A 19,091-nucleotide genomic window follows, 5' to 3' on the forward strand; every position below is an offset into this window, starting at 1 on the left:
CGTCATGAAGATCAAACAATATTATCTTATCTATATAATGACCGGCTTGCTCGGATTGCAGGCATGCCATGACAAACTGGATGTTAACCAAAAAAGCGCCATTACGGCAGACGCCATGTGGGCGGATGAAGGCGACGCCGTTGCGGCGATGTATGGTATCTACAATGAGATGCGTTCGTCGTTTTCAGACGGCTATGCCTTCTGGGGGGAATACCGCTCTGGTTTATGGGGAGGGGGATTGGCCACCAATGCAACGTATAGCGATCCGTTTACCAACCAGTTAACCAGTACGCATACCCATGCCAATTGGAAAAACCTGTATACGACAATCAACGATTGCAATCTTATTCTGAAATACACGCCGGACATTTCCTTTGCTAATGAAGTAGATAAGAATAAGGTGCTTGCCAATGCATTGTTTGTCAGGGCTTTTTGCTATTACTGGATCGGGCGCATTTGGGGCGATGCTCCGGTATTGTTGAACGGGTTTGAGTCTGGCGGGCAGGAAGATCTGTATCCTTCACGTGACCCGGCCGATCGTGTGTTCGATCAAGTAGGCATTGACCTTGAAACTGCCAATTCCCTGATGCCAGAGAGCGTTACCGACCGCGATTTGGCATCCAAGGCGGCAATTAATCTATTGCAAGCTGATTATTATTTGTGGATGGCGAAAGTGAGGGGTGGAGGAATGGAAGCATTGAATATGGCAAAACAAGTGGTTGATGCGGTGTTGAGTAACTCCAATTATGCGTTGATGTCGGACTTTTCAAGCGTATTCAGCAGTGAACTCAATCAAGAAATCGTATTTGCGTGGAGCTATGTCATGGACGAATATACCGGCGGGTATCCGGCGGATTACCTGGTGCCTTTGCAATACATATCGACACAGTACATCGAAAATCCCATTAAGGTGGGTAGTCATCAGCAATGGATTTTCCTGACGAATGCCTACAAATCATTTTTGTCAGAAAACGAAGATGATCAACGGACTAATGTAAGTTTCGAGACGTTTTTCGACGCACCGAAAGACGCAACGTTTCAATGGATCAACAAGTATGCGGGCAGCTGGCAGAACCAAACCCGTGTTTTCGACGCTGACATCGTTGTTTACCGGTACGCGGACGCCTTATTGATGAGCGCCGAGATCGAAAATGCACTGGATAATTCACCCCTGGCTATCGAACGGCTGAATGCAGTGGCAGAACGGGCCTATGGCACGGCTGATTTCTACTCCGCCGCCTTATCGCCGGACCAGATAGATCGCGAAATTTTGAATGAACGTAAGCGAGAGTTTGTTGCTGAAGGGAAGATCTGGTGGGATCTAATCCGATTTGGAGTGGTATTTGATGAAGTGCCGTCATTGGTCGGCCGTGAGAATGAACAAAATATTCTCCTGTGGCCAGTGCATAATACATCCATCAACACGAACCCCAATATTATTCAAACGCCGGGGTACTAACAACGGTTGATTGGAAGATGAATAACAGGAGCAGATGGTTTGGATAAACGTTAAATATAGCTTGCTGTGTTGTGCGCTGGTATGGCTCACTGGTCGTGCATCAGCTGCCGGAGATGGACATAATGAACGGCCGGGGAAGCCCAATGTGCTGTTCATTGCGGTAGATGATCTCCGTCCACAACTGGGTTGCTACGGCGATGCGGTTGCCATTACGCCAAATATTGATCGACTGGCCAATCGGGGCGTGGTATTTAACCACGCCTATTGCCAGCAGGCGGTCTGTGCACCCTCACGGGCTTCCGTGCTGACGGGTAGGCGGCCGGATGCGACCAAAGTCTGGGACTTACAGACCCATTTCCGGCAGGCGCTGCCAGACGTGGTGACGCTGCCGCAGCATTTCAAACAGCACGGATATGATGTGCGCGGTGTTGGCAAGATCTATCATGATCCCAAGAGCGCACAAGATCCGGTTTCCTGGTCGACCCCTCCGGTGCTGGCGGTTACCGACGATGCCGGGGGTAAATATGTGCTGAGCGAGAACCTAGTATCTAAAACTTCCTGGAAAGCAGCCGCTACGGAATCTGCAGATGTGCCTGACAGCGCTTATGTGGACGGCAGGGTTTGCAATGCCGCGATCGCGGCCATCCGGGAACTGAAAGATACCAGTTTCTTCCTTGCGGTCGGGTTCAGGCGGCCGCATTTGCCGTTTTCGGCGCCGAAGAAATATTGGGACCTGTATGATGATTCCCAAATTCCCAAGCCTTCTCGTACGGATCCGCCTGGACATGCACCGGAAATCGCGCTGCATGATGGTGTGGAACTTCGCGGTTATACCGACATACCGGATATGGGGCCGCTATCTGATGAACAGATCCATCAGCTGCGCCACGGTTACTATGCCAGCATCAGCTTTATCGATGCGCAGATCGGCAACCTGTTGGATGAGCTGGCACGGCAAGGATTGCTCGACAATACAATCATCGTGCTGTGGAGTGATCATGGCTTCCACCTGGGTGAGCTTGGCCTTTGGTGTAAAACAACCAATTTTGAACTAGACACGCGGGTACCGTTGATTATTTCCGCTCCTGACCATTCCGGCAATGGGATGCACACCGATGCCGTGGTGGAGCTAGTGGATCTTTACCCCACGTTGTCGGAACTTGCCGATTTGCCGGTTTCCGGCGACTTGGGAGGTGCCAGTTTGGCGCCGTTGCTGGCTGACCCGGATAGGCGCTGGAAAAGCGTTGCGTTCAGTCAGTTTCCACGGCCCTGGATGTATAAGGATACCCCCGACGTGATGGGTTACAGTGTGCGTTCCCCGGATTTCCGGTATACGGAATGGCGGAATATGAACGATGCATCGGTGATGGCAACGGAGCTGTACAGCTATGATGGCGAAGGTATCGAAACCGAAAATTTAGCCGGCCGGACGGAATATAAGAAAGCGTTGCGTAAGATGCGCACCATGTTGCGGAAGGGACAGAAAGGGACAATCCTGCGTGACCGTTGAAACGTACAGAATACAAACAAATAACACGATACGATGAACAATATGAAAATATCAGTGACGAGACCAGTTAACTATATGAAGACTATCGCCTTATTGTGGGTCGGTATGCTTTTCGGGTCGGCCTATGCCAATATCAAACTGCCTGCTATATTGAGTGATGGTATGGTACTGCAACAACGAGCGACCGTACCGCTTTGGGGTACCTCCGATGGTCAGTCAGTTAATGTTACCACTTCTTGGAATGGAAAAAAGTACCGCGCCAACGTAAACGATGACGGTACCTGGCGATTGCTGGTGAAAACACCGGAAGCAGGTGGGCCTTATGAGATTCACCTGGACGACGGAAGCGAAACGGTGTTGCGAGACGTGTTGATCGGGGAAGTCTGGCTGGCTTCGGGCCAGTCTAATATGGGCATGCGGGTGGGAAACGGACCTAGAGATACAACCCTGCATGCCGCTAAACTCATTGCGGAAGCCGGCAATCCGCTTATCCGCTTATTCAGGCTGCCGGTAAAGCAGGCGGTACATCCGTTGGATGACTGTGATGCCACGTGGACACAGTCCGATTCGGCATCGGTGTCGTCCTTTAGTGCAGTTGCCTATCAGTTTGCCTTAAATCTGCAACAGGAACTGGACGTGCCCGTTGGCATCGTACAATCCGCCTACGGTGGCACAAAGGTCCAAGCGTGGATGGATTCGACCACGCTCAACTCATTTCCGGAACTTGCCGGCCAAGCGGTACCCGAAAAGGTGACCAAAAATACACCGACAGTGCTATTCAATGCCATGATCTATCCGGTTCTGGGATACGGAATCAAAGGCGCGATATGGTATCAGGGTGAAGGAAACCGGGCCACAGCCGACCGGTATGCGGATTGGTTTGCCGGTATGGTGCGCGGCTGGCGGCAACGATGGGGACAAGGAGATTTTCCATTTTATTACGCGCAGATCGCACCGTATAAATACGATGGTACCCATCAGTCGGCGTATCTCCGCGAAGCCCAATTGGATGCGGCTGAAGAAATCCCCCATGCCGGGATGGCCGTTACCATGGATGTCGGATCCGAAAGCACGATACATCCGCCGGACAAGACAACTGTGGCCAATCGGCTATCCAACCTCGCGCTGGCGGAAACGTATAAAAAGAGGCGCGGGGAAGTGTTTGGTCCGGCGTTAAAACGCATGAAGGTGGATGGAAAGGCCGTCCGTTTGCATTTTGACCATGTAGCGGAGGGACTGACCGCCTCGACCTCGACCCAAGCGTTGGCCCATTTTGAGGTGGCGGGCGCCGATCAGGTATTTTATCCGGCTGAAGCACGTATTACCGGACAGGACGAAGTGGTGGTCAGCTGCCAGGAGGTGGCCAAACCGGTGAGTGTCCGGTATGCTTTTAAAGATTGGGTTGTCGGCGATTTATATAATTCAGCTGGACTACCGGCCTCATCGTTTAGGACCGATGAATGGTAAGGATGCAATTAATTAACACCCGAAACACCCCTAGTAACGCAATAGCCGGAATAGCCAATACTGCATGCCAATGATTAATTAATTCAGGACCAAAACCTTATAATGCATAAACAAGTTTAAGTACGTGTTAGATGGCATACCTTACCGCGAATAGTTTGAAAGGCAACTGGGCTACCCTCTTGCTACCGCTGACGGCATCAGAAAACATTGATTTTGATATACTGGACGAAGAAATTGATTATTTGACCAGCATCAAAGTAGACGGTATTTATTCAGGTGGAACTGCCGGTGAATTTTACAACCTGGAGGAAGAGGAAACACTCCGGGTAAATGAAATGTTGGCAAAAAAATGCCACGCGGCGGCCATTCCATTCCAGATCGGTATCAGCGATACTAACCCTAAGATATCCCTTAAGCGCCTCAATAGCTTGAAACACTTGCGGCCATCGGCCTTCCAATTGATATTGCCGGACTGGGTGGCGCCTACGTACAGTGAACAGGCTGAATTTTTAACCCGGATACAGGAAAAGGCCTTCCCGATCCCGTTGGTTCTCTATAATCCACCCCATGCCAAACGAATGGTGACGCCCCAGGAGTTTAATCAATTGGCCAATCTGATACCGGGATTGATCGGTATCAAAGTAGCCGATGGCGATACGTCATGGTACAAGGCAATGAAACCTATCGCTGCAAAACTGGCGATTTTTGTGCCGGGACATCACCTTGCTACGGGTATCGCCTCGGGGGTGGCAGCGGGTGCTTATTCCAATATAGCCTGTTTGAGCCCTTTGGGCGCCCAACGCTGGTATGCGTTGATGTTATCAGATACGAAGGAAGCATTGGCGATTGAAAAATTGCTGCTTGGTTTTTTCCGCAAGGCGATTGATCCGTTAAAAAACGCGGGATATTCAAATCCCGCCCTAGACAAGTTTTTGGCCGTGGTAGGCGGCTGGAGTAAAATAAGCACGCGGATCAGGTGGCCATATCGGTCCGTCCCGGAAGCCAACGTGGACGAGGCAAGGAAATATGCCAAGAAAGCATTGCCGAGCTTTTTTTTCGAGCATTAATCCGGTGGCACTCCGTGGTACTATTTTTTGTTATTTTATTTTGAGATGAATGAAATAATCTTTTATATTTGTTGATATGTTCTACATAATAAAAGGAAACGTGCATACCATGCAAACTTAAATTGGGAAGAAATGATAAGGGGAAATCGTAAAATATTTAACGCAAAAGCACTGCTTGTTTTTATTGCGGCAACGGTGTCATGCACATGTTTTGCAGCGAATACCACAGATCGCCCGAATATCGTATTCATCCTGATTGATGATTTGGCCTGGTCTGATTTGCCTTGTTATAACAACTTTGTGCACGAAACACCCCATATCGATGCATTGGCGAAGGAGAGTTTGCGATTTACGAATGCCTATGCGCCTGCTCCAATTTGCTCTGCATCCAGGGCTTCCTTGCTGACAGGCAAATCGCCTGCAAGGTTGCACTTCGAATTTGTGACCAAACCTGATAAGAGTGAAATACCAAAGAACACGGCTCTTCTACAGCCCCCATATCCCCGGGATTTGCCCTTGGAAGAGGTGACCATACCGGAAGTTTTAGGCCCTGGTTACATAGCCGGTTTCTATGGGAAATGGCATTTGACGCAGGAAAGCGACCTTTATTTGGATTGGGGGGGTAAATTTGGACCGCTACAGCAGGGTTTTGCAACCGGCTCAGCACACCGTGGTAGCCATTCGTATGGTTATCCCAAAACCGGAAACCAACCATTTGATGAAACTGAAGAAGGAAAATTTCCCGTGGATTCACTGACTGAAAAGGCGATCGATTTTTTGAAATCCAATCGGGATACCTCGTTTTTTCTCTATTATTCCATGTACTATGTGCATACCCCGGTGCAAACCCGCACCAAATGGCTACATGATAAATACCGGAAAAAGCTAGGCGACGATGCCACGGAAAACCATGTTCATTATGGCGCTTTTATGGAAACAATGGACCATCACATTGGTAGGTTATTGCAAGCCTTGGAAGCGCTTGCTTTAGCGGAAAACACCTTGGTTATTTTGACATCTGACAATGGAGGGCATCCTGAATATGCCGATAATACGCCCTTTAATGGGAGTAAGTGGAATTTATATGAAGGAGGTATCCGGGTTCCGATGCTGGTAAAGTGGCCAGACCGGATCGCCGGCGGAACGGTGAGTGACCTTCCGGTAACCGGCATGGATTTGCTTCCTACGTTGGTCGATATCACTTCGTCAAAAATACCGGTGAATGTCGAACTCGATGGAATAAGCCTGTTGCCTGCTTTCCTGGGGTTGGATATAAGCGAAGATGCCATGGCGGAAAGAGAACTCTACTGGCATTTCCCTTTTTACCATAAGCCCGTTGTTGATACCAAACCCCAATCAGCTTTGCGGATAGGAGATTATAAACTGATTTACCATTATGAACATGATGATGTTGAATTATACCGTATCAACGCGGATCCCGGGGAACAGCGAGACCTCAGTGAGTTGTATCCTGAACGAGCGAAAGCCATGAAAGAAAAATTATTATCACACTTAACAACGATTAATGCCCGATTTCCTGTTCAGCGTACGAAATAAAAGGAATGGATATGTTGAATTGGGTAAAAACTAAAAACAAATGACAAAAATAGAAGGTCTAATAGCTGCTACATTTTCTACGTTCCACGAGGATGGTTCACTGAATCTTGATATCATACCGACAATGGTGGATAAACTGGTAGCCGACGGTTTAAAAGGGATATTTATATGCGGTACGAACGGCGAAGGGCCCAGCCTGACCATTGCCGAGCGGATGGCTGTGGCCGAAGCGTATATTAAGGCAGCCACAGATAGGCTAACGGTGATGGTACATGTAGGGCATTCTTCCATCCAAGAATCCCGGAAATTAGCCCGGCACGCGGAAGCATCAGGAGCAGATGCCATTTCATCGGTAGCGGCATTCTATTTTAAGCCGACCTCAGTGGCAAACTTGGTGGAAAGCATGGTAGACATTGCTGCGGAAGCGCCGAACACACCATTTTACTATTACCATATTCCGGCATTGACCGGTGTGGGGATGGATATGGTGGAGTTTTTGACGCTGGCGGAGAAGCAGATACCAACGTTGTATGGCATTAAATACACCGCTTCCACATTGCATGAGTACCAAGCCTGCCTCAATTATAAAAACGGTAAATTTGATATCCTCTTTGGCTACGATGAATTACTTTTGTCAGCATTGGTCATTGGTGCACGGGGTGCTGTTGGGAGCACGTATAATTATGCCGCACCCCTATACCAACAGGTAATGGCTTATTTTGCAGACGGTGAATTGGAAAAAGCAAAGGATACGCAGTTTAAATTGGTCGAGATGGTCAGGGTACTGATGAAATTTTCGCCCATTCCGGCGCAAAAGGCGGTCATGAAAGCACGTGGCATTGATATGGGACCATGCCGTTTGCCATTGAAGGGCCTTACCCCGATAGAAACCGAAGCGTTTATAGCTATGCTGACAGAAACGGATTTTTTTTCGCTGTTGGATAGCACTTCCCCCATACATAGATGAGGATTTTCACAAATAGCATATGGATTATTTGGCTAGCTGTTTTCATGGTCGCATTCCCAACCCTTAACCGCGCAGCAGACGAAGGCTCAGGTTACCTCCAATGGGGGCAGCTTCCGGCAATCCCCGATAGCGTCGGCTTTGCTGGTTCTTTTGCTGGGGTATCTAATGGCACACTGCTGGTGGCCGGCGGGGCCAATTTCCCGAACGGCCAAACTCCTTGGAACGGTGGAACAAAATTATGGTATGACCACCTCTTTGCCTTGGAAAAACCCGATGGGGAATGGAAGTATGCCGGGCAGCTGCCACGTAGGCTGGGATACGGCGTTTCGGCAAGCTGGATGGATGGAATGGTGTGTGTGGGCGGAAGCCATGCCGATGGGCATTCCGGGGATGCCTTTATCGTGCGGTACCGCGATGGAAAAACGACCATTGAAGATTTGCCTCCACTCCCGCGACCATTGGCCAATGCCTGTGGGGCGCTGGTGGGGAATGTGCTCTACATTGCAGGAGGGATACATACCCCCGATGCGCAGATGGCATCGAGCGATTGCTGGTCGATGGACTTGGCTATGTCGCCCGGTCAACGACATTGGAAGCAGGAAGCACCCATACCCGGTCCCGGACGCATGCTGAGTGTGGCTGGTGTGCAAGATGGGGCATTCTTTGTGTTCAGTGGTGTGGAATTGGTAGACGGACAGCGTAGGTACCTGAACGATGCCTACCGCTTGAGTGCCGATGGGGAATGGACACGCCTGAACGATATGCCCGCATCGGTTGCCGCCGCACCTACGCCGGCCTATGCGGCAGGGCAGACTAGTTTGCTCATCATGGGGGGAGACGATGGTTCATTGGCGCAGGAAGCGGCAACATTGCAATCCCGGCACCCGGGGTTTTCCCATCAGGTGTGGAGCTACAATGTAGTTACCGATACCTGGGTAGCGATGGAATCCATCTCATCAGACAAACGGCCGGATGCCGAAGAAAATCCCAACGGCAGTACCTGGCCTGCGGTAACCACCACCTTGGTCAACTGGAATGGACAGCTAGTCATCCCCGGAGGAGAGGTGCGGCCGGCCACTCGCACACCGAGGGTGCTTATCGCACAACCTGTACAGCAAAAAGGCGTATTTTTGATGCTTGACTGGCTGGTGGTGCTGGCTTATTTCTTGTTGACCATCGCCATCAGTGTCGTGGTATCCAGAAAGATGGGTGGCACCACATCCGACTTTTTCTTGGGGGGCAGTAAAATCCCCTGGTGGGCGGCAGGCTTGAGTATATTCGGAACAACCCTAAGCGCCCTTACCTTCATTGCCATCCCAGCGAAAGCTTATGCGACAAACTGGACATACTTGGTGAACAACCTGATGATCGTGGTGGTGGCACCTTTTATTGTGTATCTGTATTTGCCTTACTTCCGTAAACTGAAAATCGTCAGCGTGTACGAGTATTTGGAGATTCGTTTTTCACGTTCCGTAAAGCTCCTGGCCAGTTTTGTGTTCCTCGTTTTCCAGATGAGCCGCTTGGGTGTGGTGATATACCTGCCTGCGCTGGTAGTGAGTTCGCTGATGGGTATTGATCTGGTGTATTGCATTATGGTCACAAGTTTGGTGACCACTGTTTACTGCTTTCTAGGGGGTATTGAGGCCGTGGTTTGGACCGATGTGATGCAAGTGGTTGTGTTGCTTGGTGGGGCGCTGGCCACCTTGTTTTACATTGCCTTTTCCTTGGATGGCGGATTTGTCCAGCTTTTTGGTGAAGCATCAGAAAACCATAAGCTGGTACTTGCCGACTTGGGGAGCAGCCTATCTGAGCCGGTATTGTGGGTAATGATCATCGGGGGCTTTTTTGGCCAGTTGGTGACCTACTCCTCGGATCAGGTAGTGGTTCAACGCTATCTTACTACGTCTACTGAACAGAAAGCCCGCAAGTCGATATATACTAATGCATTGCTGACCATTCCAGCTTCTATTATCTTTTTTGGTGTAGGATCGGCGCTGTGGGTATATTTCAGGCATAATCCTGCCGCAATCAACCCGCATGGGCGGATTGACGATGTATTTCCCTGGTTCATTGCCCATGAGCTACCGTCCGGTGTTTCCGGCCTCGTGATTGCAGGTGTTTTTGCGGCTACGATGTCAACCATCAGCTCCAGCATGAATTCGATGGCTACGGTTATCACCACTGATTTTTACAAATACCTCAAACCAGAGGCTCCAGACAAGAAGCAGTTTGTGTTTGCCAGGTGGACCACCGTTGCGATGGGAATCATCGGCTGTATGGTATCGATATACATCGCTTCGCTGGGCAATACATCGATATGGGACCAATACATTGCTATCATCGGATTATTGGGTGGCTGTCTGGCCGGTATGTTTATGGCGGGAATACTGGTGAAGCGGATACATGCTCGGGCGGTCTTTTTCGGTTTCATCCTCAGTGCCACAGCGCTGTTCCTTGTCAAGCAGTTTACTTCCATCCATTTATTGTTGTATGCTGCCGTAGGGGTATTGGGATGTTTCACGGTAAGTTGGCTCGCCAGTTATTTAATCCCTGACCAAACGCAAGCAAAAATCAATTTTAAGCATACTGATGAAGATTAAGTACGATAACGTGGCACTTGGCGCTGATATTGGCGGCTCGCATATCACAACGGGTTTGGTAGACTTGGGTAACGGTCGTCTCTTGGAAGATACGGTTGTACGAACCCCTGTCCAGTCGGATGGGAGTGCAGACGAAATCCTGAATGCATGGTCTGCGGCATTGCGCCGCAGTTGTCAAGGGCGGGCTGTTCCGCAGCGGGTAGGCCTGGCCATGCCCGGCCCGTTTGATTATGAAAAGGGCATATCGTGGATGAAAGGGATGGGTAAATATGAGAAGTTATATGGGGTGGATGTCCGTGAGGCGTTAGCGATGCGGCTAAACACCGCACCTGAAAATATCCTGTTCAAAAACGATGCAGCTTGTTTTCTACAAGGCGAGTTGTTGGCCTTATCGGGGGAAACACCAGGCCGTGTACTTGGGTTTACGCTGGGCACGGGATTCGGATCGGCATACGCAGTGGGCGGGGTTGCTGAAGATGCTGAATTGTGGAGGACCCCATTCGGGGAAAGTATTGCCGAAAACCATTTTTCCACCCGCTGGTTTGTCAGTCAGTATGAATCACGTACAGGAAAAACAGCAACTGGTGTAGCCGAATTGTATCACATGGCTTCGGTAGATCTTAAGGTAGGGCAGCTATTTGAAGAATTTGGGTATAACCTTTCCTCGTTTTTGAATAGCATTATCCAGCAGTTAACATGCGATACCATCATCATCGGTGGAAATATTGCAAAAGCCAGTGATTTGTTTTGGCCTATTCTTGAATCGGAATTTGGAGCACCGAATGGCATCGCATTGGCACCATGCCGGTTGGGTGAGATGGCACCAATATGGGGTGCCGCATCCTTACATGCGATGGCGAACGTTTCAAACAGCATTTGAACCATCCACCTAGTATTCATATCGCTCTACGGATGCAATTTGGTTGTCTTCCTTGGTGAATACCAGTATAGGTTGGTATGTGTCGGCTTCTTTTTCCGTCATATTGCAAAAAGCGAGGATATGTATGGTGTCACCGTTTTTGGCATGTAGGGCCGCTCCTCCGTTCATACACACTTCACCACTTCCTCTTTTCCCAGGTAGTACATAGGTCATAATGCGGCTACCATTTACCACGTTATTGATATACACCTGCTCGTATTTTTTTATTTGGGCGGCATCAAGCAAATCAGCATCTATGGTGATGGATCCATTATACGCTACATTTGCTTCGGTCACTTTTACAGTATGGATTTTTGACTTTAAGATATTGATTTCCATTTTAATTCATTATATTTTTATCATTAATATAGTTAGTTGTTTTCTTGTTGTTCAGTTACTAAACGTTCTGCTGCTATAGGCATGGCATTTAAGGTGATTTGTGTTTGCCCTTGTTGCAAGATATACCGCTGGTAATGTAAGTGGTAAGTAAATTGATAAGGGACATGCGGCTCTATCGGTTGCCCTGCTTCACAGTTCACCCGGTATTCTTCATCGCCACGGCTGGTATATTTGATGACGGCATAGGAACCTGCTTTCGTAACCTGCTCAAGAAAAAACCAGGCCCCCTCGCCGATACCGCCCAACCATTGGGCAGATTTAGGTAAATGAGATGGTCTGCTGGGTTCTGAAATACATCCCGGTGTCCGGTCGCAAGGCAGCTGCTTTGCCTTGCCGGAAGAAAAGTTATGAAGTAGCAAATCTATTTGTAAACGAAGGGATTGCCACCTGTTCATCTTCATTTTTGTCAACGAATTTTCGTAATAACAATAAATGGTGCCGTTAGTTACCGCATTTACTACATTGCTCATCGGACTCGGCTTGATGCTTTCTGGATAAATAAGGGTGGCTTTTGCAGGATGTTTGTCTTTCATGCCTGCTGATAACGTTTGGGCCACAAAGCGGGAACAGCTATTATGGCCTTTAGCAATAGCGCCATATTTAATCAAGCCTTGGCTGACGAGGCGATTGGCTAATGTTGTTGCCTTCGCGTACGAAATTCCTTCGGATAGGGAAAAAAACATCCTCCCGCCCCCATGGGTAGCAAATTCCAATTGGTGCAATTCTTCCAAAATGGCATGTATATTTCCAATTTCGTTATTTCCCGTAATCGTTGCTTTGGTAAATAAGCGAAGTCTCGGATCAGATTCAGCCGAACGGGCCCGTCCATATCCGCGGGGTGTGATGTAACGGCCAAAGTCATAATAGGCCATCGTTCCGCTTTCACGATGCAATAATACAATGGCTGCATGGCCTACCTTAAAATTCAGGTTTTTTACGATACCAAGGCGCTTCAGTACAGCCATCCACTTCTCATCTCCCCGCGCTGTTACATCAGGCCAAGCGATTACTAATGCTAAATCTTTACTGTCCAGATAGTCCTCCGTCTCTAAGTCCTTAATTTATATTTACTATTCGATATACATACATCGTTTGCGAAACTAAGCATTATCATTTACTCTCCTCTATTTTTAAGGTTTTTTAACACATTGGATTCATTAATTCCTCCCTGTAACGCATAACGTTACATCGCATTGAAACCCCACCCTCAAATCTGTACCAGAAAACTTACCCAAGTAATTTAAATTTATCATGATATTGTTGCAGAAATTATCATTTTTGCAATCCGGATAGTAAACAATGTGATAAACCATAAGATGAAGAGTTTTTTTAATGCCGTTTCGACTAAATCGATTTTATTTTTTCTGGCTGTGGCGGTCTGTATCGCTGTAAATTCCTGCAATAAACGCAGCGGAAAACCGCGGGTACTGGTATTCAGCAAAACAGCTGCATTTTACCATAAATCCATCCCCGCGGGGAATGAAGCGTTGCTGAAGCTGGGAAGGGAAAATGGTATTGATATCGATACCACCACCAATGCGGCATGGTTCCATGAAGACAGTTTGGCAAAATATGCTGCCGTGGTATTCCTGAGCACAACAGGGAATGTACTCAACCATTATCAGGAAGTGGCATTTGAACGGTATATCCAAGCAGGAGGTAGTTTCGTGGGTATCCATGCGGCATCCGATACGGAATATGATTGGGGATGGTATGGCCGTTTGGTGGGTGGGTATTTCAAGAACCATCCACGGCCCCAACCGGCAACTTTCCATGTCATCGATTCGGGACACCCCGCTACGGAAGGCTTGCCGCAGACATTTACCTATGATGACGAATGGTATAATTTCACCAAACTTTCCCCAGCTATCAACGTGCTCATTACGATTGACGAAAGCAGCTACGAGGGTGGGGAAAACGGCGAACGGCACCCAATGGCTTGGTACCACGATTACGATGGGGGAAGATCGTTTTTCACGGCCTTTGGCCATTCTCCGGAATCGTTTCGGGATTCCTTGCATTTGAAACATATATTGGGGGGCTTGCACTACGCCATCGGCAAAAACCATAAACTGAATTACCGCAAGGCAAAAAGCAAGCCTGTGCCGGAAAGGCAGCGTTTCGTGAAAACGCAATTGCACCAAGGCGGTCTGTTTGAGCCCACGGAGATGACTATACTGCCCAACTTTGATATCCTGGTGGCCCAGCGGCGGGGTGAGCTAATGCTGTACCAAGAGGAAACACGGGAAGTAAAGCAGGTGGGTTTTCTGGATGTGTACCACAAGACTGAAGTGCCCAAGGTCAATGCCGAGGAAGGTTTCATGGGATTGGCCGTTGACCCAGATTATGAACACAACAACTATATTTATGCTTTCTATAGCCCTGCTGATACATCGGTAAACCGCCTTTCACGTTTTGTCTATCGCAATGATACCTTAGACCGGAGTACCGAGCAGGTGGTACTGCAATTTTATTCGCAACGCGACATCTGCTGCCATACGGGTGGTTCCATCGCTTTTGACAGCGAGGGGCTGCTGTACCTATCGACAGGCGACAACTCGACACCTTTTGACCAACCCGACCCCTCCTATAAGAACCATGGTTTTGCGCCATTGGATAGCCGCCCGGGATATGAGCAATATGATGCCCGTCGTTCAGCGGGCAACAGCAATGACCTAAGAGGTAAGATTCTTCGCATAAAAGTGTTGCCCGATGGTAGCTATGAAATTCCGGATGGCAACCTGTTTCCAGCTGGGCAGGAGCGGACCAAGCCGGAGATTTATGTGATGGGCAACCGCAATCCTTATCGCATTTCCGTCGACCAGAAAAATGGGTTCCTCTACTGGGGAGAGGTGGGTCCGGATGCCAATAACGACAGCTTGGCTACCCGTGGCCCCCGTGGATATGACGAAGTGAACCAAGCAAGGCAAGCCGGTTTCTTTGGCTGGCCCTTCTTCGTGGGCGACAATTATGCGTACCGCAAATACAATTATGCTACAGGACAGTCTGGTGAAACCTTCAATCCGGACAAGCCCGAAAACAATTCGCCGAACAACACGGGGATACAGGCGTTGCCGCCTGCACAACCCGCCTATGTCTGGTACCCTTATGCAGCATCGCCACAGTTCCCTCAGGTGGGCACAGGTGGGCGCAATGCGATGACCGGACCGGTATATTATGAAGATATGTTCCCAAAAGCTACCCGCTATCCGGATTATTACGATGAGAAACTAATGATCTACGATTGGATACGGGGCTGGATCAAGGCAGTGACGATGTTGCCAAATGGCGACTTTGACAAGATGGAGCCGTTTATAGAGGGGGTTAAGTTTGCCAACCCCATCGACATGGAAGTAGGACGGGATGGCAGGATCTATGTGCTTGAATATGGTTCTGGATGGTTTTCCAAGAATGAAGATGCCGGTATAGCCCGTATCGATTACATCTCAGGCAATCTTCCGCCGCAGGTAGGCGATATTGTGGTGGAGAAAAACAATGGCAAGGTGCCTTTCACCGTGAAGGCCAGGGTGGAAGCCACGGATTATGAGAACGACAAGCTCACATACACTTGGAAAATCGGGGAAGTAACCCAGCAAACGAATGAACCTTTACTTACCCATACATTGGATAGGGTAGGGGAATATGCCATCAGCGTAACGGTGGAAGATCCTTCCAAAGGTAACGCGGAAAGCAACCCCATTACGGTCTATGCTGGCAATGAAAACCCCGAAGTGGAGATTGTACTCACGAACACCGATGGTTTTTATACCCCAGGGGAAACCATTGGCTATGAGGTAAAAGTGGATGACCGTGGGCGCGCGATTGACACATCTAACCTGGTGATATCCATCGATTATATCAAGGGTACAGACATGGCAGGTGCGTCTTTAGGTCACCAGCAAGTATCAGAAATTGTATTGGGAAGGAGCCTGATGATGGCTTCCGACTGTCAGTCGTGCCACAAAATCGATGAACCCAGTATTGGACCTTCCTATATGCAGGTAGCTACCCGCTATAAGCAGCGGAAGGATGTATCAAGCTACCTCGTCGAAAAAATCACACAAGGGGGCAGCGGCGTATGGGGAGAGGTGGCCATGGCAGCGCATCCGGATATGAAGGAATCCGAAGCTAGGCAAATCGTGCAATGGATCATGTCGTTGGCGGATGACCAAAGCGCCAAGCGCAAATCCTTGCCGGCTAAGGGAACCTTTGTGGCCAGACCTCCATCAGACGATGGCAAGCAAACGGTCTTGCGCATTACTGCCCAGTATACCAATAGCCCAGAAATGGGTATCAGGCCGTTGTCAGGATCGAAAACGGTTGACCTCAACCTCAAAGAATAACAATGCTTGTCATTGATTAATACTGGTATACATGGAGTTTCCGGTCGTTTTTGCTGCATATCAAATAAGCCCTGTTATCGCTATGTAACTTGCCAAAATAAAAATACGGACTGCCTGTTGTGGGGAACCCATCGACCAAGGTTCCATCGGGATTGAATACGTAGAGTAACCCATTTCCTGCTGTGGCAATACCGATCTGGTGCGTGCCGGAGGTTGTGCGGAAAAATTGCGGGCGTAGTGCAATGCGCTGGCCAAAGTCATAGTGGTATACCAAGCTGCTGTCTTGATACCGATACACGGACAGTTGCCCGTTGTCTGTAAACACAAATTCGGGTAAGCGATTGTCTGTTATGTTTTCCGTGTCAAATGTATGCGATGCGCTCCATTGCCCCATCACTTTACGCGATTGCTGCTGCTCGAAGGAGATGGTGGTAAGCATTCCGGCGGTGTCCGTAGTGGCAATCCATGATGATGAAGGCTCATCGGGGAGGGTATATAGTCCAATTGGATTCTGGAAATCGGTACGCGTTTTTGCTTCAGTCAGCTGTACCAACTGACCATTGTAATTAAAAAAATAAAACCTTCCCGCGTCTGTGCCAGCGATGACATAATTGATATCATCCACATGGGTGGACTTGAGGTCAAACAGGATATCGCCGGTAACGGTCTTGTTTTCCCATCCAGGAAGTATCTTCCCCCTTGCATCATATGCCAGTATACGGTTTTTGGCAGGCACAAACAACCGGATATCCTCCCCATCTTCAAACACGGTGGCACTGCTCGTAGCGCCATGGGGCAATTGCAGGGAAAATCCTGGTAGGGGATTGCCGCCGGTATCAATGCGGTAGAGTCGTTGTGCTGTGGTAAGTATGATGCTGCTGTCTGCCAATTGATGCACACGTCCCAATATAGGGCCGGGCAATTGTGCGTTCCACAGCTGCTGCCCATCCGGCGACACCGCATAGAGGATGTGATTGGATGCCTGGACCAGGATAAATTTACTGGAATGGTCATAATCAAGTACCATGGGCCCGGCAACGGGCCTGCCATGCAGGTCGAATGTCCACTCCGGTGTGGCGCCTGGCGCTTCCGTATCGGCGTACTTCGCATAGAAATTGCTGAAAAAACCTCCTGATGAACCCGATAGTTGGAAGGACCATGCATAGAATTTTTGATAACCAAAATGTGCTTCATCGGTGTAAGCGGCTTCAAATGGAGCTTTCAATCCGCGTGCGATGGTGTTTGATGCATTTTCATTGTTAACAAACACGGCTACATTAGCCCTATTGGCCTGTAAACGGTCAAAGTTGATATAACCTAACGTGCTTGCCAGGGTCTTCTGCTGAGCGTATTCCGTTTCGAACCGCCGCAGGGTGCTGGTATGGTTGGCACAGATCATATATTGGTCAATCAAGAGGAAGTATGGGCGGGTAAATGCTTTCAAAGGGTCGCCAAAGCTATAGTACAACAGGTTGGAATGGTTGAGCCTGTATAAGTTTGCGGGATAAGGTGTGCTAATCCGTTGGATGGTGTTGGCAAAGGATAGGGAATCTTTCACCTTGATGATGGCGAGGGTTTCCCGGTTGGCCAATTCAAGTACAGCGAATTCGTTTCCCCACTCCGGCAACAGCTCTTCTTGAATGGATACCTTAGCCGTATGTCGGATCAACCGGTGTTGCTCACGCATTTGGGCAATTTCCTTTCTAGTGGTTAGCAGGTTGGTAATGCCATCATGTAATCGTATAAAATCCGAGATGCCGAACGAAATATAGGTGGCGGTGGTAGCGGGAACGATGTTTTTCAGGGTTTGTTCAATGGGCTGTTGTTGGCTGTATAAGGATAAGTACTGGGTTGAATCAACCTCCAATGTACTGCTACCGCTAAACATGAGTGCATCGCTTTTGAAGTTCATGCGCAATGTTGAATAGCCCGAAAGACCTTCCAGCAACCGAACAAAATCACCCGGTTTATTGGCCATGAGACTCCCTGCGAAATCGAACAACCGTTCGTGATTGATATACCATGTCAAAGGCGAATTACCGTTGTTCCCTTGACGGAAATAAGTGATCGCTGCATCAGGAAGCTTAGGCGATGTATCATCGGTGGCACGGTTTATTAAATCTGCAGAAAAACTTGCGAATAAGACTCCTTGGTGTTCGGCCACATACAGGGATTGCTTGCCATCGGGTAAATGCATGCGGAAAAGTTGTTGTTGCAAGGAATCCATCCACTCCGGGTTGAAGCCTGCATCGATGGTTTCCACCTCGTTAAACAAGGTTTGTATGGTCAACGATTTATTGGCGGGTAGCGCCATGAGGTAATCAATCTGCGCCTTACTGGGGTGGAAGGATAACGCGATTTCCTCTCCATGGGTATATGCCGAGATCAGTTCATGCCGCAACACCTGCTCGCGGATATCGGTCAGTTGCTGAAAATGTGCATCGCCGAGCATGGCCTTGAAAATATCGAATCCGCTGAAGATGTCATCCAATACCTCGTCGTTCTGGAATGATACCAAAAAAACAGCATCTTCGGGAACATGGGTAAATAGTTTCCGTTTGGATTGGTCGCCCTGCTTGAGATCGGCAAAATATAAAACAGAAGCAACGATCACAGCAATGAACAATACCGATGTGACGATAATCGTGTTCCTCATCCTAGACAAACCTAACACAAAAAGTGCCGAACTGGAAATTTTCATGAACTTTATTACGTGTTTGAAAGATTGTTTGAAACATGGCAGTCGGTAGGTCGGGATGATCCTTGCATATAACTCCAATTATAACTATGTTTGGCAAAATAT

12 protein-coding genes are annotated in these 19,091 nt (G+C 48.7%); 9 read left to right on the forward strand and 3 right to left on the reverse strand.

Annotated features, from left to right (window positions below):
- Positions 1 to 4 precede the first annotated feature (4 nt).
- The 8 genes from NF543_RS16425 to NF543_RS16460 all read left to right on the forward strand — a co-directional run bounded on the left by NF543_RS16425 (position 5) and on the right by NF543_RS16460 (position 11,507).
- Positions 5 to 1,459 carry a RagB/SusD family nutrient uptake outer membrane protein gene (locus NF543_RS16425; protein WP_257669264.1) on the forward strand — a complete coding sequence of 485 codons (1,455 nt, stop codon included), beginning with the start codon at positions 5 to 7 and terminating at the stop codon, positions 1,457 to 1,459.
- A gap of 34 nt (positions 1,460 to 1,493) precedes the next feature.
- Complete coding sequence (locus NF543_RS16430; protein WP_257669265.1) at positions 1,494 to 2,969, forward strand: sulfatase; 1,476 nt, start codon at positions 1,494 to 1,496, stop codon at positions 2,967 to 2,969.
- Positions 2,970 to 3,002: 33 nt separating this feature from the next.
- Positions 3,003 to 4,436 (forward strand): sialate O-acetylesterase, encoded by a 1,434-nt coding sequence (locus NF543_RS16435; protein WP_257669266.1) that lies wholly within the window; start codon positions 3,003 to 3,005, stop codon positions 4,434 to 4,436.
- A gap of 131 nt (positions 4,437 to 4,567) precedes the next feature.
- On the forward strand, positions 4,568 to 5,503 hold the full coding sequence (locus NF543_RS16440) for a dihydrodipicolinate synthase family protein (protein ID WP_257669267.1): 936 nt from the start codon (positions 4,568 to 4,570) through the stop codon (positions 5,501 to 5,503).
- 132 nt (positions 5,504 to 5,635) lie between these two features.
- Complete coding sequence (locus NF543_RS16445; protein WP_257669268.1) at positions 5,636 to 7,060, forward strand: sulfatase; 1,425 nt, start codon at positions 5,636 to 5,638, stop codon at positions 7,058 to 7,060.
- A 40-nt stretch (positions 7,061 to 7,100) separates the two neighbouring features.
- Positions 7,101 to 8,027: a dihydrodipicolinate synthase family protein gene (locus NF543_RS16450; RefSeq protein ID WP_257669269.1), complete on the forward strand. Its 927-nt coding sequence runs from the start codon at positions 7,101 to 7,103 to the stop codon at positions 8,025 to 8,027.
- A 44-nt stretch (positions 8,028 to 8,071) separates the two neighbouring features.
- Complete coding sequence (locus tag NF543_RS16455) at positions 8,072 to 10,627, forward strand: sodium:solute symporter family protein (RefSeq protein WP_257669270.1); 2,556 nt, start codon at positions 8,072 to 8,074, stop codon at positions 10,625 to 10,627.
- Positions 10,617 to 11,507 (forward strand): ROK family protein, encoded by an 891-nt coding sequence (locus tag NF543_RS16460; RefSeq protein ID WP_257669271.1) that lies wholly within the window; start codon positions 10,617 to 10,619, stop codon positions 11,505 to 11,507. Before NF543_RS16455 ends, NF543_RS16460 begins: the two co-directional genes overlap by 11 nt.
- Positions 11,508 to 11,516: 9 nt before the next feature.
- On the opposite strand, the gene panD is transcribed toward NF543_RS16460, so the two are convergent.
- The gene (gene panD / locus NF543_RS16465; RefSeq protein WP_257669272.1) at positions 11,517 to 11,885 is read right to left on the reverse strand and encodes an aspartate 1-decarboxylase; all 369 of its coding nucleotides are present in this window, start codon (positions 11,883 to 11,885) and stop codon (positions 11,517 to 11,519) included.
- Between the two features lie 32 nt (positions 11,886 to 11,917).
- Entirely contained in the window at positions 11,918 to 13,006 is a 1,089-nt protein-coding gene (locus NF543_RS16470; RefSeq protein ID WP_308379073.1) for a DUF6695 family protein, read from the reverse strand.
- A 255-nt stretch (positions 13,007 to 13,261) separates the two neighbouring features.
- Between NF543_RS16470 and NF543_RS16475 the strand changes: the two genes are divergently transcribed.
- On the forward strand, positions 13,262 to 16,288 hold the full coding sequence (locus tag NF543_RS16475) for a ThuA domain-containing protein (protein WP_257669274.1): 3,027 nt from the start codon (positions 13,262 to 13,264) through the stop codon (positions 16,286 to 16,288).
- Positions 16,289 to 16,304: 16 nt separating this feature from the next.
- Here NF543_RS16475 and NF543_RS16480 read toward each other — a convergent pair whose 3' ends face one another.
- Positions 16,305 to 18,989, reverse strand: a complete 2,685-nt coding sequence (locus NF543_RS16480; protein ID WP_257669275.1) for a PQQ-binding-like beta-propeller repeat protein — start codon at positions 18,987 to 18,989, stop codon at positions 16,305 to 16,307.
- Positions 18,990 to 19,091: the final 102 nt, after the last annotated feature.

Origin of the sequence: Parapedobacter tibetensis, from assembly GCF_024704835.1 — a bacterium.
Taxonomy (GTDB): Bacteria; Bacteroidota; Bacteroidia; order Sphingobacteriales; family Sphingobacteriaceae; genus Parapedobacter; species Parapedobacter tibetensis.